The organism is Streptomyces sp. NPDC026500 (assembly GCF_055567635.1).
The window spans coordinates 38,030-59,683 of the sequence record NZ_JBVHQB010000026.1 but is presented as its reverse complement, the minus strand read 5'-3'; the positions used below and the strand labels follow the sequence as shown (position 1 = coordinate 59,683).

Annotated in this window: 17 protein-coding genes and 1 pseudogene; 6 read left to right on the top strand and 12 right to left on the bottom strand. The window is 69.7% G+C overall.

Features of this window, described 5'->3' with window-relative positions; all coding sequences use genetic code 11:
- Positions 1-220: 220 nt before the first annotated feature.
- From ACZ4N5_RS35240 to ACZ4N5_RS35225, 4 genes are read right to left on the bottom strand one after another with little or no spacing between them, the layout of a single operon-like run.
- A complete protein-coding gene (locus ACZ4N5_RS35240; RefSeq protein WP_467761105.1) occupies positions 221-2,239 on the bottom strand; it encodes an acetoacetate--CoA ligase in 2,019 nt (672 codons plus the stop codon).
- A 16-nt stretch (positions 2,240-2,255) separates the two neighbouring features.
- Entirely contained in the window at positions 2,256-3,869 is a 1,614-nt protein-coding gene (gene mhpA, locus ACZ4N5_RS35235; protein WP_467761104.1) for a bifunctional 3-(3-hydroxy-phenyl)propionate/3-hydroxycinnamic acid hydroxylase MhpA, read from the bottom strand.
- Positions 3,866-4,876, bottom strand: coding sequence for a fumarylacetoacetate hydrolase family protein (locus ACZ4N5_RS35230; protein WP_467761103.1), 1,011 nt, complete (start codon positions 4,874-4,876; stop codon positions 3,866-3,868). Before ACZ4N5_RS35230 ends, mhpA begins: the two co-directional genes overlap by 4 nt.
- Positions 4,873-6,018 carry a VOC family protein gene (locus ACZ4N5_RS35225; RefSeq protein WP_467761102.1) on the bottom strand — a complete coding sequence of 382 codons (1,146 nt, stop codon included), beginning with the start codon at positions 6,016-6,018 and terminating at the stop codon, positions 4,873-4,875. The genes ACZ4N5_RS35230 and ACZ4N5_RS35225 overlap by 4 nt, the downstream gene beginning before the upstream one ends.
- 137 nt (positions 6,019-6,155) lie before the next feature.
- On the opposite strand from ACZ4N5_RS35225, the gene ACZ4N5_RS35220 reads away from it, so the two are divergent.
- A complete protein-coding gene (locus tag ACZ4N5_RS35220) occupies positions 6,156-6,809 on the top strand; it encodes a TetR/AcrR family transcriptional regulator (protein ID WP_467761101.1) in 654 nt (217 codons plus the stop codon).
- A 743-nt stretch (positions 6,810-7,552) separates the two neighbouring features.
- Here ACZ4N5_RS35220 and ACZ4N5_RS35215 read toward each other — a convergent pair.
- On the bottom strand, positions 7,553-8,599 hold the full coding sequence (locus ACZ4N5_RS35215; protein ID WP_467761100.1) for a zinc-binding dehydrogenase: 1,047 nt from the start codon (positions 8,597-8,599) through the stop codon (positions 7,553-7,555).
- Positions 8,600-8,758: 159 nt separating this feature from the next.
- The gene (locus ACZ4N5_RS35210; RefSeq protein WP_467761099.1) at positions 8,759-11,980 is read right to left on the bottom strand and encodes a bifunctional cytochrome P450/NADPH--P450 reductase; all 3,222 of its coding nucleotides are present in this window, start codon (positions 11,978-11,980) and stop codon (positions 8,759-8,761) included.
- Positions 11,981-12,113: 133 nt separating this feature from the next.
- On the opposite strand from ACZ4N5_RS35210, the gene ACZ4N5_RS35205 reads away from it, so the two are divergent.
- A complete protein-coding gene (locus ACZ4N5_RS35205) occupies positions 12,114-12,770 on the top strand; it encodes a TetR/AcrR family transcriptional regulator (RefSeq protein WP_467761098.1) in 657 nt (218 codons plus the stop codon).
- A gap of 301 nt (positions 12,771-13,071) precedes the next feature.
- A pseudogene (locus ACZ4N5_RS35200) lies at positions 13,072-13,650 on the top strand (IS5 family transposase); the annotation flags it as partial.
- Between the two features lie 239 nt (positions 13,651-13,889).
- On the opposite strand, the gene ACZ4N5_RS35195 reads toward ACZ4N5_RS35200, so the two are convergent.
- Both ACZ4N5_RS35195 and ACZ4N5_RS35190 read right to left on the bottom strand, forming a co-directional pair.
- Positions 13,890-14,090 (bottom strand): hypothetical protein, encoded by a 201-nt coding sequence (locus ACZ4N5_RS35195; protein ID WP_467761097.1) that lies wholly within the window; start codon positions 14,088-14,090, stop codon positions 13,890-13,892.
- A gap of 258 nt (positions 14,091-14,348) precedes the next feature.
- Entirely contained in the window at positions 14,349-16,028 is a 1,680-nt protein-coding gene (locus ACZ4N5_RS35190) for a glycoside hydrolase family 27 protein (protein WP_467761096.1), read from the bottom strand.
- A 176-nt stretch (positions 16,029-16,204) separates the two neighbouring features.
- On the opposite strand from ACZ4N5_RS35190, the gene ACZ4N5_RS35185 reads away from it, so the two are divergent.
- The 3 genes from ACZ4N5_RS35185 to ACZ4N5_RS35175 all read left to right on the top strand — a co-directional run bounded on the left by ACZ4N5_RS35185 (position 16,205) and on the right by ACZ4N5_RS35175 (position 18,309).
- Positions 16,205-16,348 (top strand): hypothetical protein, encoded by a 144-nt coding sequence (locus tag ACZ4N5_RS35185; protein WP_467761095.1) that lies wholly within the window; start codon positions 16,205-16,207, stop codon positions 16,346-16,348.
- 35 nt (positions 16,349-16,383) lie between these two features.
- Entirely contained in the window at positions 16,384-16,713 is a 330-nt protein-coding gene (locus tag ACZ4N5_RS35180) for a hypothetical protein (RefSeq protein ID WP_467761094.1), read from the top strand.
- Positions 16,714-16,965: 252 nt separating this feature from the next.
- A complete protein-coding gene (locus ACZ4N5_RS35175; RefSeq protein ID WP_467761093.1) occupies positions 16,966-18,309 on the top strand; it encodes a chloride channel protein in 1,344 nt (447 codons plus the stop codon).
- A 454-nt stretch (positions 18,310-18,763) separates the two neighbouring features.
- On the opposite strand, the gene ACZ4N5_RS35170 is transcribed toward ACZ4N5_RS35175, so the two are convergent.
- From ACZ4N5_RS35170 to ACZ4N5_RS35155, 4 genes are all read right to left on the bottom strand, one after another.
- On the bottom strand, positions 18,764-19,741 hold the full coding sequence (locus tag ACZ4N5_RS35170; protein ID WP_467761092.1) for a CU044_5270 family protein: 978 nt from the start codon (positions 19,739-19,741) through the stop codon (positions 18,764-18,766).
- Entirely contained in the window at positions 19,734-20,351 is a 618-nt protein-coding gene (locus tag ACZ4N5_RS35165) for an RNA polymerase sigma factor (protein ID WP_467761091.1), read from the bottom strand. Before ACZ4N5_RS35165 ends, ACZ4N5_RS35170 begins: the two co-directional genes overlap by 8 nt.
- Before the next feature lie 378 nt (positions 20,352-20,729).
- Positions 20,730-21,260: a hypothetical protein gene (locus tag ACZ4N5_RS35160; protein WP_467761090.1), complete on the bottom strand. Its 531-nt coding sequence runs from the start codon at positions 21,258-21,260 to the stop codon at positions 20,730-20,732.
- 2 nt (positions 21,261-21,262) lie between these two features.
- Complete coding sequence (locus ACZ4N5_RS35155; protein ID WP_467761158.1) at positions 21,263-21,595, bottom strand: CHAP domain-containing protein; 333 nt, start codon at positions 21,593-21,595, stop codon at positions 21,263-21,265.
- Between the last annotated feature and the right edge of the window lie 59 nt (positions 21,596-21,654).

Here is a 21,654-nt window from a genome sequence, read left to right as displayed (position 1 = left end):
GTCTCTACCCCCTCATTGCGGGCGGGGGCGGCGTCCCGCCGGGGGCGGGGTGGTCGGGGGTCCGCTGCCTTATCTTTTTGTTGTTGGGTGTGGGGGGGGGGGGGGGGGGGGGGGGGGCGCCCCCCCCCCCCCCCCCACCACACTGTGGGGACGGGGTTTGCGGAGCCGGCGGGCCACAGGGACTCGTGCTGTCACGTGGGCCTGTGGTTCCGTGGCCGACTCATGTGTGGTCTGCTGAGCGCTTGTTCCGCTCCGTGCCCAGGCGGGCGAAATAGGCGAGCAGGTCGGGGTTGTCGACCGCCGCGGGGTTCAGGACCTGCTCGGCGGGGACACCCTGGAGCAGGCGCTTGACGGGAACCTCGAGCTTCTTGCCGGTCTTGGTGTGTGGGAGAGCGGGTACGGCGATGATCTCGTCGGGGACGTGGCGGGGTGAGGCGCCGGCGCGGATTGTTTCGCGGATCTTCTCGCGCAGGGAATCGTCCAGGCGGACCCCGTCGGCGAGGACGACGAAGAGCGGCATCCAGTAGCCGCCGTCGGGTTCCTCCGCGCCGATGACAAGGGCCTCGGTGATCTCGGGGAGGCGTTCGACGACGTCATGGATGTCGGCACTGCCCAGGCGCACGCCGTTGCGGTTGAGGGTGGCGTCGGAGCGGCCGTGGACGATCACCGAGCCGTGCGAGGTGCAAGTGATCCAGTCGCCGTGCCGCCACACGCCCGGGTAGGCGCCGAAGTAGGCGTCGCGATAGCGGCTGCCGTCGGCGTCGTTCCAGAAGTGCAGCGGCATGGACGGCATGGGGCGGGTGACGACCAGTTCGCCGACCTGGTCGAGCACAGGGGTGCCGTCGGCGCCGTACGCGGCCAGGGCCACGCCCAGGTTGGGGGCGGACAGCTCCCCCGCCCAGACGGGGATCGTGGAGGCGCTGCCGGCGAAGCCGGAGACAACGTCCGTGCCGCCGCTGGTGGAGGCCAGTTGGATGCCTGCGCCCACGTGGTCGCGGACCCAGGGGTAGGCGGAGGCGGGCAGGGCGGAGCCGGTGCAGCCGATGACGCGGACGGCCGACAGGTCGTGTGCGGAGGGTTCGATGCCCAGTTTGGCCATGGCCAGCAGGTATTGCGGGCTGGTGCCGAAGACGGTGACCTTGTGGCGGGCCGCCAGCTCCCACAGGACGTCCGGACGCGCGTGCGGTGCCGGGCTGCCGTCGTAGGTGCAGGTGGTGGCACCGGTCAGCAAGGTGGAGACGACCAGGTTCCACATCATCCAGTGGGTGGTGGTGTACCACAGCAGGCGGTCCCCGGTGCCCAGATCGGTGTGCAGGCCGAGGGCCTTGAGGTGTTCGAGCAGGACCCCGCCGTGCCCGTGGACGATGCCCTTGGGCAGTCCGGTGGTGCCGGAGGAGAAGACAACCCACAGAGGGTGGTCGAACGGCACCGGGGCGATGGTGAGGTACGCGACGCGGGTGACCGCGTCCTCCCAGGGCAAGGTCCGCCTGGTGTGCCTGTCTTCACCCCAGACAAGGCCCACGTGGTCCACGAGCACCGTGGCCTTCAGCGTCGGCAGGGCGGCGGCGAGTTCGAGCGAGGCGGCGCGGCGGTCGTGGGTGGTGCCGTTGAAGAGGTAACCGTCCGCGGTGATCAGAACCGTGGGCTCGAGCTGCGCAAAGCGATCGGCGGCGGCCTTGGGTGCGTAGTCCTGCCCGCACACCGACCACACCGCACCCAGGCTTGCGGTGGCGAGGAAGGCGATGACGGCGTGCGGGATGTTGGGCAGATAGCCCACCACCCGGTCGCCCTGTCCGACGCCCAGGTCGCGCAGGCTGGCAGCTACGGAGGCGACCCGGGCGCGCAGCTCCCGGCCCGTGATCTCATAGCCCGCTCCGGTCTCGTCCAGGGCGGTGATCGCGGGAGCGTCGGGCTGCAGGTAGCGCAGCGCGTGATGGGCGTAGTTGAGGGTGGCGCCGGGGAACCAGCGAGCGCCGGGCATGGTCTCCTCGGCCAGCACCTCCTCGTACGGAGTGGTCGCGTCGATGTCGTAGTAGTCCCACACCGCGGCCCAGAACCCTTCGAGGTCGGTGATGGACCACTGGTACAGGGCTCGGTAGTCCGTGGGGTCCTGGATCCCTTCTGCGCCCCGGTGCTGGGCCGCCCATCGGGCGAAGTCCGCGATGCGGCTGTGGGCGGCCGACTTCGGGTCGGGAGTGAAGAAGGGTTCTGGATACGGCGCGGGTTGCGGGGTGGTCATGGGGTGGTGCTCCTCGTCAGGCGGGCCGGGCGTCGGTGGTACGGCGGGCCGTGTGCAGCAGGGGGGCCCAGGTGACGGTGCCCGTGAAGTCGCCGGTGCCGGCCGGGACGGTGTCCATCACGACGCGGTCGGGGCGCAGCAGGACGGCGTCCAACCGGCCGCGTGCCAGCCAGGCGGCCAGGGTGCCGTCGTCGCTCAGGTCGTCGACGTGGATCGTCGGGGCGTCCAGTGCCGTGGCCACGGCCGTCATCTGCGACGTGGCCGGCACAGCTGTCAGGACGGCGAAGGAGTCCCCGAGGACCTCATCGAGGCGCACTCGCCTGCCGTCGTGCCGTACCCAGGGCTGCGGGCAGAAGGTGCCGGCCAGCACGCGGCCGGTCAGCCTGGGGCGGCGTCGTACGAGTGGACCGGCGGTCAGGGCGGGGCTGAGGTCACGGCTCACCGCCGCGGTCACGCCGGGGATGCGACAGGCCGTGCCCACGACGGCCCGGCGGAGCGCCGCACCGCGGTCCTGTCCGCCGGTCATGGCCCAGCCGACGGCGACCGCGACGCGGATCACGTGGCGGGCGTGCGGCTTGCGCTCGCGTTCGTAGGTGTCCAGTAGCCCCTCGTGTGCGCCCTGTTGGAGCACACGGGCGAGTTTCCAGGTGAGGTTCTGGGCGTCGCGCAAGCCCGCACACAGGCCCTGCCCGACGAAGGGCGGGGTGAGGTGGGCGGCGTCGCCCAGCAGGAAGACGCGCCCCTGACTCCACCGGTCGGCGAGGCGGGCCCGGAAGGTGTATTGGGCCTGCCGGATCACCTCGAAGTCGTCGGGCGGCGAGGCGGCGTCGGGCGGCAGGTCCACCCAGGGGGCGACCAGCTCGCGCAGGCGCTCCTGCCCGTCCGGGCCGTCCAGGTCTTCGTCCTCGGGCAGCCGGAACTCCCAGCGGTAGCGGTCCTCGCCGACGCGCATGAAGGTGGCTGGCCGGTTGGGGCAGCAGATCTGCTCGGCGCCTTCCCAGCTGCGCACCTGGCGGGTGGTGCGCACGTCGATGACTCTCCAGCTCTCCTGGAAGTGCAGGTCCTCCAGCACGGCGCCGATGGAGTCACGGGTGAGGCTGCCCGCGCCGTCGCAGCCGAGGACGGCATCGGCCCACACGTGCTCCTCCTCGTCGCTGCCGTCGCGGCGGAAGGTGACCCGGACCGGACCCGTCGGATCGTTCGGCCCGTCGGTGGCCTGGGTGACGGACACGACCTCCACCCCGCCCTGCAGCTCGCACTCCGGGCGGCGCGCCAGGGCGTCGCGCAGCAGGCGTTCCAGCTCGGGCTGGTCGAACATGCTGGTCTCCGGGAAGCCGTGGTGTCCGTGCGAGGAGCGCGGGAACTCGGCGATCACGCGGTGTTCGGCATCGAGCAGCCGTAGCCCGCGCGCCGGGCGGGCGAGGGCGGCGAACTCCTCGTGGACGCCGACACTCTGCAGGATTCGGCGGATTTCGTCATCCACGACGACGGCACGCGGCAGGTGGTAGATGCCATGGTGGCGTTCCAGGACGAGGCTGGGCACGCCGCGCTGGGCGAGCATGAGGGCGGCCATGACCCCGACGGGTCCCGCACCGATGATCACCACTGGTCTCCGGGATGCGGCCTTCATGATGCGTCCGCAACGGGGGTCTGCTGCTCGCCGAGGTCGATCCGCCCGTCCGCGGTGGCGATCGTGGCCGTGATGAGATCACCGTTGCGCAGGTAACGCGGGTTCTTGGCCTGGCCCTTGAAGAACGCCTTCCACTTCAGTGAAGGCGGCAGCAGCGCACCGATCTTCTCGGCCGGCTTGGGCGGGGCCTTCAGGGCCGTTCCGCCGGGAGTGCCGGTCAGCAGCAGGTCGCCCGGGTCGAGGGTCTGAAAGCGGGCGAGCAGGGTGAGCGCCTGTGCGGGCCGCACGATCATGTCGGCAAGCGTGCGGTCCTGGCGTGACACGCCGTTGACCGACAGCCGCAGCCTCAGGTCGAGCAGACGGTCGAAGTCCTCGGGCTCCAGCAGGGCCAGGTACGGCCCCGTCGGTGTGAAGGTCGGGTAGGACTTGCTCTCGTAGAACTGGGTCTTGGTCAGCTGGACGTCGCGGGCGCTGACGTCGTTGGTGAGGACCAGCCCGGCGACGTATGACGGCAGGTCCCGCTCCTCCACGACGGTGCCCACCGGCAAGGGGGCACCCATGACGAGGCCGAGTTCCACCTCGTAGTCGAGGAACTTCACGTGTGCGGGGCGGATGATCGTGTCATGAGGGCCGCTGACCGAGCCGGAGGCTTTGCGGAAGAAGGTGGGCGGTATGTCGCCGGTGAAGCCCGAATCCTTGGCGTGGCTCCGGTAGTTGACCATCTGGGCGACCACCCGGCATGGGGTGGTGACCGGAGGCAACGCCACCAGGTCGACGACGGGCGTGCCGGTCTCGGCGGAGGCGGCGGCCTTGCGGACCGCGTCCCGGTCGGCGAGCAGTTCGGCGGTGGTGACGGCCTTGGTCTCGATGCGGACGGCGCGTTCGTCCCGGACGACCCACCAACCTCCCCTACTCTCGGCTTCTCCCCCACTCTCGGCTTCGCTGGAGCGGGGGGACCCCCATGAGCGGGAGGTGCCCCCAGTGGCGCGCAGAACGTTGGTGCTCATGAGCTCATCGCTTTCATCAGGCCCAGCAGGCGTGCGGGGTCGAGTTCGTTGTCGCCGCGCAGGGCCGTCATGACCTCGCGCAGCTTGGCGGGGGACGGGTTGGCGCCCAGGAAGTCGCGGGTGACCGGCGGGCCCCACTGGGCCAGGCCGCTCGCCGACATCGGCGCCCAGCCGGGCTCCAGATCGCAGGAGAACAGGTCGCCGTCGGCGAAGTGCTCCAGCATGAAGTGGTCGGGGTCGCGCCAGTAGTCGAAGAGCTGACTGCCCTGGATGTGCCGGCCGATGCCCCAGCTGCGCTTGTAGCCGCGCTCGGCGAGATACTCCGCACCGGCGGCGATCGTGTCGAGGTCGGTGACCTGGTAGGCCGAGTGGACGTAGCCGGTTCCGGGCCCGAGATGCAGGGCCAGCGTGTGGTGATCGACGGCCACGCTCCCCTGGTCGCACCGGATGAATGCCATCGTTGGGCCGCGCCCGCGCTGCCCGTCGAGGAACAGGAAGTCGGACACGATCATCCCGAGGGTGTCCAGGTACCAGTCCAGGGTGCGGGCGAACACCCGTGTCTCCAGCACCACATGGCCCAGCCGCTGGATGCGGGACGGCTCACGGGGTGGACGCTGGGTGGCGTTCGTACGCCGGTGATCGGTACCGAAGTTGAGGATCAGCGGCTCCTGCTCGGGCAGGGCGGGCAGCTGCTCGGCGCAGTGCACGACCCGGACCGGCAGGCCCGAGGGATCCAGCAGGGCGACCGACTGACCACCGCCCGGTACGCCGATGCCCCGGACGGTACTGCCGGTGGCACCGGCCAGCCGGTCCAGGTCGGCCCGCTCGGCCGCTCGGAACGCCGGCCCGATGAACCGGGACGCACGCCCCCGCCGGATGACCATGCAGGGTGAGCCCGCGAAGGTGCCTCGCAGCCACAGCTCCTCCTCGGTGCGGGCGGCGATCGCGAACCCGAAGTCCAGGGCGAACGTCTCGGCCCGCTCCAGGTCCGGCTTCTCGAACTCCAACCAGGCCAGATCCGCCACCTTGATCACGGGATTCCCGGAACGTCCGGGGTGATCTCCGCGCAGGGCGCCCTGCTGACTGTGGAGGTCTTGGTGGGGCGTCTGGGGAGCGGCCCTGTTAACGGGGGTGTGGGACATGGTGCCCTCCAAGCAACACTGCTGTAATGAGGAAATCATCAACTTTGCCGATACCCATCGTCAATAGAGTGGACACAAATAATTGATAATTTCATCAGTAATGGCAGACTCATCGTGGCGGTTGTTACACTCGCCGTATGCCGACGTCAGCCCCGCCCAGGAACCGCTTCGAACGGCGCCGCGCCGAGACCCGTCAGGCGCTCGTCCGTGCGGCCCGGCAGATCCTCGCGGAGAGCGGGGACACCAGCGCCAGCATCCAGACGATCGCCGAGCGTGCGGACGTCGGCTTCGGCTCCTTCTACAACCACTTCGAGTCCAAGACGGAGCTGTTCGACGCCGCGGTGGCGGACGCGCTGGAGGAGTTCGGCCAAGTCATCGACGAGCATGTGGAAGGGGTCGAGGACCCCGCCGAGCTCGTCGCGGCAGGGTTCCGGCTCGCCGGCCGGATGGCCGACTCCCACCCCGAACTCATGCGGATCCTGCGCGATCGCGGTCTGGCCCACATCCACTCCGAGAGCGGCTTGTCCGCGCGAGCGCGCCGCGACGTGGAACGCGGCATCGCCTCGGGCCGCTTCACCAGCACCGATCCGACCATGGCCCTGTCCGCTTTGGGCGGAACCCTGCTGTCCCTGGTGGCGCTGAGGCTGGCCCGTCCCGACCTCGACGGCGACGAGGCCGCCTCCGACCTGGCCGAGATGGTCCTGCGCATGCTGGGCCTTCCCCCGGACGACGCGCACGAGGTCACCCGGCGCCCGCTGCCCGACCTCGCCGAACCGTCAACGCCCCGCTGACTCAGGCAAAACGGCTCGAACCCGGAGCTCAGCTGTCTGAGGTGCTACGCCGGCCGCAATGAGGAACGCGGTCACCGCAGCCTCACCCATGGGGTCCTCCCAGGTGGACGTCTCGTCCTGCTGGGCGAGGGCCGGCATCAGTGCTTCCGGCGCTGGGGCGAGAACCGGCGCAGGGACGTGCTCCGCGAACACGCCTGCACACTGACCACGTCGTAGGGTCGCGATGGCCTCTTCGCGGACTGGCGCCACAGTGGGCGCGGATCGCCACCTCTCCCAGATGCCGGCGGCCGAAGGAGATGAGCATGCGGTACTAGTCGCCCGCCGCCCATGCCGCCAGGGCCATCCGCGCCATGGCCTCCAGCGGATCGGCGCCCGGGATACGGGTTGCGGCGAACGCCTGTTTGATGCGGTCGGGCTGCTTCCTGCGTCAGATCGGCGACCAGCGCCTGCCTGCTGGAAAAGTGTCCGTACAGGGGACGCCGCGCGACACCGGCCGCCAGAGCGACGCTGTCGAGACTCGCGTCGGGGTCGTCCCGCAGTTTCTGCCGAGCGATCGCGAGCAGGCGTCGGCGGTTCGAACGACCATCCCTGCGCTGCGGGGTGCGGCCCAGGGAATCGGTCGTCTGCATGGCTCCCTCTCCACGAGTTCTGGCTGCCGGAGAGCCGTGGGCGCCGGCGCTCCCTCAAAACACCGGCGCCCTCACACCCCTGCCCAGGGTGGCTTGATGTCCTGCTGACAGGTGTCAGGGGACGAGGATGAGGCGAATCGGGTCGCCGATCTTGTTCTCCAGACGGTTGACCGCGTCGGCCGCGTCGACGAGCGGAATGTGGTCCGTGATGGAGGGGGCCAGGTCGAGGCGTCCGGCTGCGCTCAGCCGTACCAGCTCGGAGACGGACTCGGGGAAGCCGCCGTAGTGGCCGCGCACCTGCTTGCTCAGGTAGTTGAAGGTCAGGCCCTCGCTGATGGTGAGCGGGTGCGGCGTGATGCCCACCAGGATCAGGGAACCGCCCAGGCCGAGCACGGAGGCGGCCTGCTCGCGGACGGCGGGCACGCCGGCGCAGTCGAAGGCGAAGTCCAGGCCTCGTCCGTCGGTGGCCGCGCGGACCTGGTCGGCGAAGTCGGGAGCGGCCGGGTCCAGGGCCAGGTCCGCGCCGAAGGCCAGGGCGCGCTCCCGGGCGCTGGGCAGCGGGTCGACGGCGATGATCGGGGCGGCGCCGACCAGGCGGGCGAGGCGCACGTTGTGCGCGCCCACTCCGCCCACGCCCCAGACGCCGACGGACTGTGCGGGACGGACACCCGCGGTGGCGACGACGGCTGCGTAGGGGGTGGACACCGCGTCGGGGATGATCGCGGCCTGGTCGAAGGGGAGGCTGTCGGGGATGGGGATGAGCGTGTCTTCGCGGGCGATCACGTACTCGGCCCAGCCGCCGTCGTAGTCGATGCCGGCGGTGAGCATCTGGGTGCAGGGTCGGCGACGCACGCAGCCGGCGCACTGGCCGCAGGTCTTGCCGGCCTCCAGGGTGACGCGGGTGCCGGGGGTGAGACCGCGCTTGAGGTCGGGGCCGAGGGTGTGGATCACGCCGGAGACCTCGTGGCCGACGGTGATCGTGTCGGAGGTGGCGAACAGCGGAATGAGGGAGCCGTCGAGGAGGTGGGCGTCGGAGAGACAGACGCCTGCGGCCTTGACCTCGACGAGCACCTCGCCCGGGCCGGGCACGGGGATGGGGACCTCTTCCACGGCGAACTTCCTGCTGTCCAGGTGGAAGCGGCCTGCGAGCATGGTGTCCATGGTGGTCTGCCTTCTTTGAGCGGCACCGCCCGGTGGTTCGGGCCTCTGGGTGCCATGTGCGATCTGGTGGGCTTGTGGTGGCCGGGAGGCGTGCGGAGTGTCAGGACGGGGCCGCACGCCTCCCGGCGTCGGGGGCACACGCCTTGCGGCGTGCGACGGTCAGGCGAAGACGTCCTGCTGGTAGCGCTCGTCGGCCTCGAGTTGGGCGAGCCACTGCTGGGCGCTCTCGTCGTCGCTGCCGGTCCCCCGGCGGTAGATGGCAGCGAGGGCCTCGCGGACGGCGGGTGCCATACGGCGGCCGTCACCACAGACGTAGATGTACGCGCCGTCCTCGATGGCCTGCCACACCGTGTCGGCGGCGTTGGCTATGGCGTTCTGTACGAACCGGGCCGGGTGGCCGGTCACCGCGGAGAAGGCGGTGTGGATCTGTGCGATGCCGGCCTGCTCCCAGTCCTGCATCTCCTGCTTGTAGAAGTAGTCATGCTCGGGGTGGCGGCAGCCGACGAAGACCTGCGACAGGCCGACCTGCGTGCCGTTTGCGTGCTGACGTGCCCGCTCCTCCAGGAAGCCGCGGAGCGGCGCGATGCCGGTTCCCGGGCCGATGAGGATCAGCGGCGTGGCAGGGTCGGCCGGCGGGGCGAACGTCGGGGAGGGCACACGGACGTAGCCGTAGATGACATCACCGGGCTCGAGGCCTGCCATGTAGGAGGAGCAGGTGCCGCGGTACTGGCCGTCGCCGGACAGGGCCGGCCCCTCCAGCAGGCCGACGGTCAGGCGCACGTGGTGCGGGTTGCCCAGCGGGGCCGAGGAGATGGAGTAGAAGCGGGGTCGGATCGGGCCCATCATCTCGAGGAAGACCGCCAGCGGCAGCTCGACCGCGGGGAAGCGCTCCAGCAGGCCCAGCACCGAGATGCGCGTGCCGAGGATCTCCTTCTGGTAGCGCTCTTCGGCCTCCTCGGTGTCGGCTGTGTACGCCTGCAGCTGCGGCCGGGTCCACGGGCACTGGGTGTACTCGGCGAGCGTCTGGATCTGGGAGCGGGTGGCCACATCCTGCAGCTCCAGGAACTCGCTGAGCAGCAGGGCGGCGGTGACGGGGGTGCCCACCGGCAGGTGGGTGCGGCCACCGGCCGGCTGGTTCAGGCGCAGAACCTGGTCGCGGTCGACGCCGAGGCGGGCGAGGGCGCGGTCGACCAGCGCGGGCTCGTTCTTGGCGAAGACGGCCAGGTGGTTGCCGGTGTCGTAGGTGACACCCCCGGGGAGTTCGATGGTGATGGACTTCGCTGACGGGCGCGGCGGCTCGATGCTGAAGTCCCACAGGCCTGTCGCGTCGGCCACGAGTTCCTCGTTGGCCACCACCGCGAGGGGGTAGGCCTGCTCGGAGACGATGGCGGGGCGCACGTCCGCCTCGGTGAGCAGCTGGACCTGGTAGCGCGGGCCGCTCGCCTGGGAGGTGTCGGCGGCGTACTCCTCGGCCAGTGTGGTCCACAGGGTGTTCATCCAGCGGGTGGCCATACCGTCGAAGTCACCGGCGGCGTCAGCGATGCCGCGTTCGATGACGGGGGTGGCGCCGGCTGCCAGCAGGCCTTCCTCGATCCGCTGGGGGAAGGCCTGGTAGGTGGCCACCCACTGGGTGTTGCCGGCGCCCAGCAGGGCGAACCGCACATTGGACAGGGAGCCCTCGGGCAGTCCGGCGGCAAGCAGGTCGTCGAAGCGCTGGGCGTTGTCGGGAGCCTTGCCGTTGTAGCTGGCGGCGGCGACGACGAGCAGGCCCTCGGTGGGTAGGTTGTCACCCAGCTCGTCCAGGCTCATCAGCGTGGTGCCGAAGCCGGAGCGCTCACCGCGGTCGGCGATGGTACGCGCCAGGTCCTCGCACGAACCCAGGCTCGAGCCGTAGGCGACGGTGAGGTTCACCCCGACGCCGCTGACCGAGGCCTGCGCCTGTGTGTCGTCGGTGTGCAGGTCCGCGGCGCCGAACACGGTCCGCTCGTGCTCCTGACGACGACGGACGATCAGTTCGAAGTTGCCGGGCTTACGCGTCAGCGCCTCTCGCACGTCCATCTTGTAGTCGCTGGTGTCGGAGAGCTTGAACTTCTGCAGAACCAGCGCCAGCGCCAGGCGGGCCTCGGTGAGCGCGAACTGCCGGCCGATGCAGGCACGCACGCCGTTGCCGAACGGCTTGTAAGCGTGCGGGTGCTGCTTGGCACGGTTCTCCGGCAGCCACCGGTCGATGTCGAACTCGTCCGGCCGCTCCCACGCCTTGGGATGGGTATGCAGCGGGCCCTCGAGGATGTTGACCCGCGTGCCCTTCTTCAGCTGGTAGCGGCCGCCGAGGACGGTGTCCTCCAGCGGAGCCTTGCCGAACGCCGGGATGGGAGCCCACAGGCGCAGCGTCTCGTCCAGGATCCGCGGGATGACGTCCAGCTGCATGATCGTGTCGTAGTCCGGGACGGTGTCACCGGGCAGCAGGCGGTCCACCTCGGCGTAGGCCTGGGCGAGGACGTGCGGGTTGCGCATCAGCGAGTAGGTGGCGAACGACAGCAGGCCGCTGGTGGTCTCGTGGCCGGCGATCAGGAACGTCAGCACCTGGTCGCGGACGTTGTCGTCGGCCAGAAGCTTGCCGGTGTCCGGGTCGGTGGCCTCCAGCATCAGACCCAGCAGGTCCTCCTCACCGGTGCTCTTCCCCCCGCGGCGCTCCTTGATCACGCTCTCGACCAGGTCCTGCATCAGCCGGACGTTGTCGCGGTACTTCCTGTCGTCCGCCTTGCGGAGCCTGGTCATCATCGGCAGTTCCTGCGAGCGCCGCAGCGACTCCACCAGTGCGCCCAGCAGCGCGTTGAGGAAGGGGTGCAGCTCCTCCTTGTCGAAGGACCGGAACCGGTAGCCGAACCCCGACAGGGCGATGGTGTCCAGGGTCAGGCGGGTGTAGTCATCGGTGATGTTGACCGGCTGACCCTCCCGGCGCTCCCACTTGCCCGCCAGATTCTGGGCGATCTCCAGCATCTGCCCGTAGTAGGCCTTCATGGCCCGCTGGCTGAACGCCGGCAACAGGACACGGTGCGCCATGCCCCATTCCTCTTCGTCCTGGTGGGCCGTAAAAAGGCCCGCGCCGGCGAAGTCCCGGACGTGGTGCAGCGGCGTCTTCTCGATCTGCTTGAAGAACCGGGTCTCGTCGCAGACCTCGGCCACCAGGTCCGGGTCGTAGACGAAGACCTGCTCGATACCGGCGATGTGCATGCCGTATATGCCCTCGGGGAACTGCTTGGACAGCTCACCGAAGTACTCCACCGGGTTGGTGTCGGGGATCTGCGGAGTGTGGCCGAGGAGGGGGATCCCCCGCGGTGACCGGATGGGACGCAGGTCGGTCACGGGTTGCGTGGCCATGGCTTGCTCCTTCGTGCGGAGAGTGTCGGACGGGGCAAGGGCGCCGGGCTTGCCGGGGAAGCCGTTGACGGGCAGCGGGATCGCCGTTTTCCATACACCGTATGGAACTGCTTCCAGTGATACCATACGCCGTATGGAAACTCCAAAGAAGGCTCCTCGGGGGACGAGGAAGAGGGACGTACCACTCACCAAGGACGGCATCTGCACCAAGGCACTGGAACTCATCGACGCCGACGGGGTCGATGCACTGACCATGCGTAGACTCGCGGCGGCGCTGGACGCGAACCCGATGTCGCTGTACCACCACGTGCCGAACAAGGACGCCGTGCTGCGCGGCGTGACCGAACGCGTCGGCTCGCAGTTCCGTACGCCGGAGCGGGAGGATGCCCCCTGGCAGGACCGGCTACGTCAACTGGCGCTGGACTTCCGCACGCTGGCGCACCGTCACCCCAACCTGATGGGGTATTCCTTCGGGCGCGCCGACTTCATCCAGCCGGACGACCCGTTCTGGCGTGGACTCACCGACGCACTCGCCGCCGCCGAACTGCCCACCCCGGAAATCCCGCGCGTCGCCGCCACCCTGCGTGCCGTGTTCACGGGTCTGCTGGCCAGCGAACTGACAGGAGCGCTGCAACGGTGGAGCACCTTCCCGCCAGCAGCAGTCGACCCTGGCGGGGATGAGGCACCCGCACCCTCGAACGATGTGATCGACACAATGTTCAGCCGTGCGCTGGACGCCGTGATCGCGGGCGTGGAAGCCCACCCAGCGCGAACCCGCGCAAAGGGATGACAGAGGAGAGGCAGCCGCGTGGCTTCGAAATCAGCCTCCCCCTCGTGGCCCCGCAGTACCGGGCGACTCGAAGCAGTGGCAACGACCGCCGTCAGAACCATCGTCGGAGCGCGGACTGGGCGCTGCTCGCGGCCAGGACGCCAATCACGACGGCACTCGCTCGCTTCTCCGGCACCCCGGCAATCAGGGCGGCAATGACGATGGGGACGGCGTCACCCCCGTCCTTGACACTCTCGGACAGGGCGACCGTCAGCACTTCCAGACCCCTGCTGAGCGGAAGACCGCTGCCAGACCGTGGGAGATCGACGACGAGTTGTGGGCGCGGATCGAGCCGCTGCTGCCGGTCGTCCCGTGTAATCCGCGGCGTCCGGGTCGTAGGCGTCTGGATAGTCGCAAGTGCTGTGCGGGATCCTGTTCGTGCTGTGCACCGGGATCCGCTGGGAGTTTCTGGCCCAGGAGCTGGGCTTCGGCTCGGGAATGACCTGTTGGCGGTGGCTGCGGGACTGGAACGAGGCCGTGGCAGCGCCTGCACGAGCTGCTGCTGTCCGAGCAGCGGGCCGCAGACCTGCTGGACTCCTCCCGCGCAGCGGTCGACTCCAGCCACATCCGCGCGATTTAGGGCGGGCCTGCCACCGGTCCGTCCCCGGTGGTCCGGGGCAAGGCCGACAGCAAGCACCACCCGATCGTCGAGGCTCACGCAACCCCACCCGCGGCAATCACCACCGGCGCCAACCGCAACGACGTCACCCAACTGATCCCGCTGATCCAGGCCGTCCCGCCGATCCGCGGCAAGCGCGGACAGCCACTGCGCCGCCCCAGGTATCTGTACGCCGACCGCGGCTGTGACCACGAGGTCTACCGGGACAAGGTCCGCCGGAAGTGGCAGTGCTCCGCCAGACCGATGGATACGGAGCATCAGTCCGCACCGGCTGAAATCTGTGACACCTCTGCCCGCCCATCGCCTGCCGACGGGCGGGCAGAGGCCTGCCACGCCCCTTGAACCGTTGATCCAACCGAAGGCAGTCCCCCGGGCGCGGCTCTTCCGACAGGCCGAGGACGGCCCCACCGCGAATGCCTGGTGAACCGGCGAGCCCCGCTTACTTCCACGACCGGCTCCACTCAGTCGATCTCGACGATCAAATGCCCATCGTCATCCACGTGGGCTGGATACACGTAGCCGTCCACGATCGCCCGGTCCACCACCGCCGGCACCTCCGTGAGAACCCGACCGTCCTCATCGAACGTCGCCCGCCACGAAAAATCACCTGTATCCATCACCGCGTCGACCACCACCGGATCCGGACCGCTGGACCAGCCCACTGGTCACTTCCCCTCCGCCGCGCGCTCCCACGCTCCAGGGTGACCTACCTCAGCCGGTCCTGACAGCCCCTCACTCCCACACCGCGCCCCGCCGGCCCTCACTTCCGGCGGGGCGCGGTGCTGTTCACCGACGACCTTGAGGAGACCGCATGTGCTCATCCCCCGACCCGCGCCGCCGGATCGGCCAAGCCGCCCCCCAGCATCCCGGCCCCCGTCACCCGCACCGAGTTCATACACTCGCGGTGTGCCCCGGTTCGTTCAGCTCAGGCGCCACTGCTGGTTGGCGCCCCCGTTGCAGTCCCACAGCTCCAGCTGCGTGCCGTCGACGTTGCCGGCCGGCTGGTCGCCGCCGGTGACGTCGAGGCACAGGCCGGACTGGACGCCGGTGATCGTGCCGTCGGCGTTCAGGCGCCACTGCTGGTTCGTGCCGCTGCCGCAGGTCCACAGTTCGACCTTGGCGCCCGCGGTGGTCGCGGCGCCGGTGGCGTCCAGGCACTGCGTGCCTCCGTACAGCCGCAGTTGGCCGGCTGCGGTCAGGGTGACCTTCTGGTTGGCGCCGCCGTTGCAGTCCCAGATCTCGATCTTCGTGCCGGGCGCGGTCTGGTTGTCGAACGCGTCGAGACAGCGGCCGGAGGAGGCGCCGACGAGGGCGTGCGTGGTGCCGGTGCTGGTGGCCGAGCCGGTGGACACCCGGAACAGGACCGTGCCGTGGCCGGGCACGGTGGCCGAGATCGCACCGCTGGTGGTGGTCTTCACATGCGACCACAGGTTGTCCAGGCTGTAGCCGGCGGGCGAGGCGGGCAGGCCGACCGCCGACGCGGTCGTGGAGATGGTGGCCGCGCCGGAGTTCTCGTTGAACAGCGCCACCGACACGTCGCCGCCGGCCAGCGGTTTGGCCAGTACGTTCAGGCCTCCGGCGGAGGAAACCTGCACCCCCTGCTTGCCGAGCGCGTCCTGGTCGACCGCGACGACGTCCCGGTCCCCGAGGATGGACGCTGTGGCGGCAGTGGAGTTGGGCAGGTCGTTGCCCGTGATCAGCGGGGCCGCCATCTCGGCCCAGAGACTGAACTCGCTGCGGTCCTCGGTGAACGACATGCCGCCGTTGCCGACCTCGAGCATGTCGGGATCATTCCAGCCACCGGGGCCGGCGTACTGCGCCAGCTTGACGTTGGCGTGAAAGATCGACACCAGGGAGCCGTAGCTGTCGTTGATGTCGCCGGTGGTGCGCCACATGTTGCCCACGCCCGCGCCCCACGTCCACACGTTGTCCACGCCCCACTCGCACAGGCTGAACAAAATGGCGCGGCCGCTGCCGGCCAGGGCGTCGCGCATGGTGGTGTCGCGCTGCTGGGCCGAGGTCCCGTCGTCGTTGCAGTTGTCGTACTTGAGCAGGTCCACGCCCCAGGAGGCGAAGCTGTTTGCGTCGGTCTGCTCGTGGCCGAGGCTGCCGGGGTAGCCGGCGCAGGTCTTCGTGCCCGCGCTCTCGTAGATGCCCAGCTTCAGGCCCTTGCCGTGCACGTACGCAGCGGTGCCGCTGATGCCGTCCGGGAACTTGACGGGGTCCGGCACGAGACGGCCGGCGGAGTCGCGGCTGCCGGCCATCCAGCAGTCGTCGATGTCGACGTAGGTGTAGCCGGCCGCGGCCAGCCCGGAGGAGACCAGGTAGTCGGCGACGGCCTCGACCTTCTGCTCGGTGACATTGCATCCGAACTTGTTCCAGCTGTTCCAGCCCATCGGCGGGGTCAGGGCCAGCCCATTGGGCAGCGCGTCGGCCTGTGGTGCGGCGCCCATGACCCAGGCGGCTGACGCCGCGAGCAGGGCCAGGACGGTGCCGACCGCGGTACCGGTGCGTCTGCGGGCGGGGTTGTGGCGGCTGCCGGTGCGGGCCGAGACGTGCTCAGGGTGGAATGCGCGGCGTGTCCGGAGTGTGCGGGCCATGTGGAGCGTGCGGGGCATGTGGAGGCGCACGTTGTCCTTCTTTCGGATGCGGGCTACCCAATGGGCACTCAGGCTCGCGAACAGGCTTGAGTGACCCCGCGTCAGGTGTGAGAACAGCCGAGGGGATGACAAAGACGCATGATGGGTAAGGGTGGAAAGTTTTGGATTCTGTGCGAATGTCGGGCCATACCGTCGCAGTCCACACAGGCTCCGTCAAGGGTGTACACAGCAACCGGAGCGAAACTCTGGTGCCGGTGCTCATCGGCGTCGTCGTCGACCAGGCCGTGAGCAGCGGCGACAGCGGTCGGCTGCTGCTGTGACCGGCCGTCCTCACCGTCCTCCACATCTGCCTGTCATGGAGTTTCCGGCTGGGCGCCCGGGCCGGCGAACGCGGCGCGCCGCATGGCGAACACTGCGCGCCGCGGAGACCGCCCACGACTGCGCCTCGGCCGTCGGCCGGGAACTCGATTCTCCGGCCGGAGCGGAGCAGGGACGGCTGCGCGGCGCGCTCGCGTACGTCCTCCCCCACCGGCTCGTCAGGGCGCCGATCGTGCTGGTCTGGGACCGGCTGAACACCCACGCCAGCGGCTGCTGGAGGATCACCGGCGACACCTCGCCGAGCAAGGCCCGCTCTGGGGTCTTCTTCTCGGCCGTGGGGCGCTGGGACAGCTCCGCCCAGTGGTGAGCGTCAGCGGGGATGCCGGCCGACGTGATTCTGGTGGCGGTGATCGGCCGGCTCCGGCCAGCCGCCGACCTCGCAAGGTCCGGCTGGTCGGGGTGACGCGTCGAGTTACACGCATGGACTGCGCTGGAATGCCTGCATGGGAACGGCGTGACAGGCTCGGAGCCGCGCCGCTCGCATCAGGTGGCGGGGCGTTCCAGGTTCGCTGTAACCAGCCGGTGAGACCACGAACAAGGTCCGCATCGCGAGGAGGCAATGCGCATGCCGGTTGCCAAGACCGGGTCCGAGGCCGCGTCGCCCCCGGATCCGCTGGCCCTTCTTCGGAGCCGCTCGTACTTGGTGCTTCTGGTGATGGCTGCGCTGATCGGTGTGCCGGTTTCCGCGGCGGCGTTCGGATTCCTCGCGCTGGTCGGCGAACTCCAGCCGTTGATCTACACGGATCTGCCGAAGTCGCTGGGGTTCCATGGAACGCCACCGTGGTGGCCGCTGCCGCTGCTCGCCGTGGGGGGACTGCTGGCGGGACTGACGGTTCAGTACCTGCCGGGGCACGGCGGCCATGAGCCGACAGCCGGGTTCAAGACTGCCGGCCCGCCCACACCCATCGAGCTGCCCGGGATCTTTTTCGCCGCTCTGGCGACGCTCTGCTTCGCTGCTGTGCTGGGACCCGAGTCGCCTCTCCTGGCGCTCGGTGGCGGGCTCGCTGCCGGCGTCGTGCGGATGGTCAAGCGGGACCCTCCGAAGCAGGCGAGCGCGGTGTTGGGTGCGGCGGGCAGTTTCGCGGCTGTCAGCTCGCTGCTGGGGTCACCCCTGCTGGGGGCGTTCCTTCTGATGGAAGCCTCAGGGTTGGGCGGGCCGATGATGACGCTGGTGTTGGTGCCGGGCCTGCTCGCTTCGGGCATCGGCGCCCTCATCTTCGTCGGACTGGGAAACTGGACCGGGCTGGGCACCTACTCGCTGGCGCTGCACGACGTGCCCGAGGCCACACACCCGACAGCGGCGGAATTCGGCTGGGCTCTGGCCATCGGTCTGTCAGCCGCAATCGTGGGCGTGGGAATCCGATGGCTCGCGGTCCGGCTCAAGACGCATGTCGAGAAGCGACGGGTGCCCGCCACGGTGATCATGGGCCTGGTCGTGGCGGGGCTGGCGATCGGCTACGCGGAGGGCGCCGGCAAAGCAGCGACCGACGTGTTGTATTCGGGTCAGGCGGCGCTGGATCCACTCCTCACGCACAGCGCCGCGTACTCGGTGGGAGCGTTGTCGCTGCTGGTGTTGTGCAAGAGCCTGGCCTATTGCACATCGCTCAGCAGTTTCAGGGGAGGTCCGATCTTTCCCGCGATGTTCGTGGGGGCGGCGGGCGGCATCCTGTTCTCCCACCTGCCAGGGCTGTCCCTGGTCGCGGGGTTCGCGATGGGGATCGGAGCGATGAGCGCCTCAATGCTGAGGCTTCCGCTGGTCTCCGTCCTGCTCGCCACCCTGCTGATCGGCGCGCAGGGGCTCACGGTCATGCCGCTGGTGATCGTCGCGGTCGTGGTCTCGTACGTCGCGACGGCGAAGCTCACGCCTCCTGCTGCCCCGGAGCCGGGGCAGCAGGAGGCGTGAGCTCGCTGCGGGACCCCTGCCCGTCCTCTTGCCGCGGGCGCCGGACCATGGACGGCGCGATCCATCCCGCCGGCGGGCTGTGGGCCACCCCCCGGGCCGCCGCCCGCCTCCTCACCGACCTGCTTGTCGACCGCAGGCTGGGTGAGCCTGCACCGGCCTGGCAGAAGGCGGGGCCCCGAGCTTGATGCCGGGGGCGGCAAGGAGCACTCCCGGCCCCGGCGCTACGGCGTGATCAGGCCCGGCACCTTCCGCCCCCTGCGCTCCGTGGTCCAGTAGAGGAGGGGAAGAAGCGGCAGCGCGGCATCGAGCAGGGGCCATCGGAGCGACATGGAGCTTGGGGCGGCAACCCGACAGCCCACACCGAGAAAGTGCCCTCCGCCTGGAGTTCCGGGCCAGGAAGGCACTTTCACGCTTCTGTGTCGGCGACGGCCGCGCCCCGAACGAGACAGTGAGGCTATGGGCGCTGCTTCATCCGGTCGACGATCGCCCAGTCCACCACGTGTGACAGCTGGATGTACGTCTTGTCGCCGGACGCCGAAGTCCGTTCGTCGTGGAAGCCCAGGAATTCATAGGATTCCGGGTCGAAGATGAGGTACTTGCCCTCCGCGAACGGACTCTTGGGACAGGAAATCCCCACCCCGGTGCGCCCGGCGGAGTCCTTCACTCCCGAAATCGCCTCGACACCGGGCACCAGGGCCAGTGCCTTGTACGCGGCGGGGCGCAGCCCCTGGGGCAGCACCGGCCACTTCAGGAGCTCACCGAGCATGAAATAGGCGTTGAACCAATCCTGTGCGGTGAAGTCGCTCGTCGACCTGCTGGACGGTCCGCTGTCGACGATGTCCGGGATGAGTTTCTTAGGGTCGGTGGGCAGCTTCTTCAGCTTGCTCCACTCCCGAGGCGGCCACACGCTCTCGCCCTTCTTCAAGGGCTCCTCCCAGATCACCCGGCCGAGTTCCATGGTCAAGGAGCGCTTGGAGCCGTCCACCGAGTCCCAGTTCACGTCCTCGTAGGTCTTGACCGCGCCGGTCTTGCGTTCCGTCTCCTTGATGATCCGCTTCGAGTAGATGAACTGGTCGTCGCGCGGCGCCACCGGCTTCTCGTGCCTGCCCGTCTGCGCTGCCGCCCCGTTCAGCACGGTCGCGGCGCTGACGTTTTCCATCCTCGGGGTCGCCGTGCCCGGTACGCGGTCGGGGTGGTCGCCCCCGTCGGCGCCGCCCTCGGTGATCAGTACCGCTGTTCCCGTAACCGCCACGGCGACCACCACAGCTGTCGCGAGGCGGAGCGCGTGGCGTCGGCTGGGGGCCGCGTCGGGGGGCTGTTGTGCGCGCGCGATCGTGTTGAGCAGTCGGTGGCGCGCCTTCGCCCGGGCCGGGTCGGTGAGCGGGGCAGCGTCCGTGTCCCAGTCCCACAGGAGTTCGAGTTCGTCAGTCATGGCCGGGTACCTCTCGCAGTGTCGTGGGATCGGATCCGCCCAACGCTTCGCGTAGCTTGCCGCGAGCCCGGTGCAGCCGTGATCTGACCGTGCCGATGGGGACGCCGAGGGCTTGGGCCACCTCCTCGTAGCCGAGACCGCCCCACGCCACCAGCAGCAACACGTCCCGGTGCCGTGCGGGCAGTGCGGCCAGTGCCGCTGCCAGTTCACGGCGTACGGCCTGTGCCCCCACCCGGGCCGCGGCACGGTCGGCCAGCGGCTCCTCGTGATCGGCCGGAGCCGGGATGCGGGCCATGGCTTTGAAGCGGCGGCCCTCGGCCCGCCGGTGCCGGCCGACCAGGTTGGTCGCTATGCCGAACAGCCAGGGCCGGGCGCCGTCGCCCGTGGCCCGCGAGGGGTCGTACCGGTGCCGCTGCTGGAAAGCGGTGGTGAAGGTCTCCGCCATGAGGTCGTCGGCCGGCTCGCCACCGAGCCTACGGGCCAGATAGCGATGCACCTCATCCGCGTATCGGTCGAAGAGCGCGGCGAATGCTTCGGGCTCATCCCGGGACCGTGCAATCACCGAGGCATCGCTCTCCGCCCCCGTGCGGACGCCTGGTTCGACGGTCATCGGGGCTCCTCTCGTTCAAGGCAACGTGCTTCGAAGGCTTGGGCTTTCATCTCTCCTTCGCCGCTCGCCCCCGGCGAGTTCCCTCGGGCCCCTCGTGTATCGAAAGCAGACCTCCTGCGCTGCCGCGTGGTCGGAGGCCTGCTCATTGTGTGCGCTTCGCCGATCTGCTTCGTGCCCGGCACTACGCGCCGGAGGCGGCCGCGACGAGGCCACCTGCCCATCTCCTTCCCGGTCCCGAACTGCCCTGCTCGGCACAGGAGGAGAGGCGCTGCCCCGGCCGGGATGACAGGAGGTTTCTGGCCTGTCCATGAGTACGGAGGTCCGCACCCCGATTGTTCGGAGTGCGGACCTCGATGGGCGCTGCGGGGCAGCTGACCGCTAGCTCCCGGACGGGGTGCCGAAGGTGCGGGAGCCGGAGTTGCCCGGCTTCGACGGGGCCCATGTGGGCTTGGCCGTTGCCTCGGCCGGGTCGGGCTCGGCGAGGGTGAGTCCCCAGGCGTCGTCGTCCTCTCCCATGCGGGCCTCGATCTCCTTGATCTGGCCACTCCTGGCGAAGTAGAGGACCACGACCTGCCGTACGGAACCCTCGTCGTAGAAGTCCGCTGTCACGTCTCCCTTGGCGGCGGCGCCGAGGGCTTTGACCCAGTTGCGGGCCGTGGCGTCGGCGTGCGTGTCGTCGACGGCGAGCGCGGCCAATGCGTCGACGTCGCCGTCGGCGAGCCGCCACACGGCCTTCTGCACCGTCTCGAGACTTCCCGTGGAGGGGTAGCCGACGACCCGCAGCGGTCGGTGATTGCTGTAGTCCGTCTGATACGTCAGGGACTCGTCGTCCGACGTGCAGCCTGTCAGGAGTCCGCCCGCGACGGCGGCGGCCAGTGCGAAGCGGGTGAGCGTTGTCTTCCGTGCCATGGTCAGGACCTCGCCTTCGGGCGGAGGATGATGACCCGCTCGACGTAGTTGGGCTTGCCGCGGTACCGCAGGATCGCAGCCGCGAGGCTGGTCCTGTTCGCACTGCCGTGCTGGATCAGCCGGAGCCCGTGCCGCCTGCGCTCGACGATGGCCACGTGGTTGTAGCCCCGTTCCTTCTTCCACTTGAAGAGCACGAGATCTCCCGGCTTGGCGGAGTGGGCCGTGACGTATAAGGCCCCGCGGTAGCGGATCATGTTCCGGCGGAAGTTCTCGGCGGCGGCCCACCGTTGCGAGGTTTTGGCGGGTGTGCGGCAGCCGACCTTCCCGCCCCGCACCGCCCGGACCCGCCCGGCCGACGTCCTTCCGGGGCGGAACCCCTGATCTCGGATGTCCG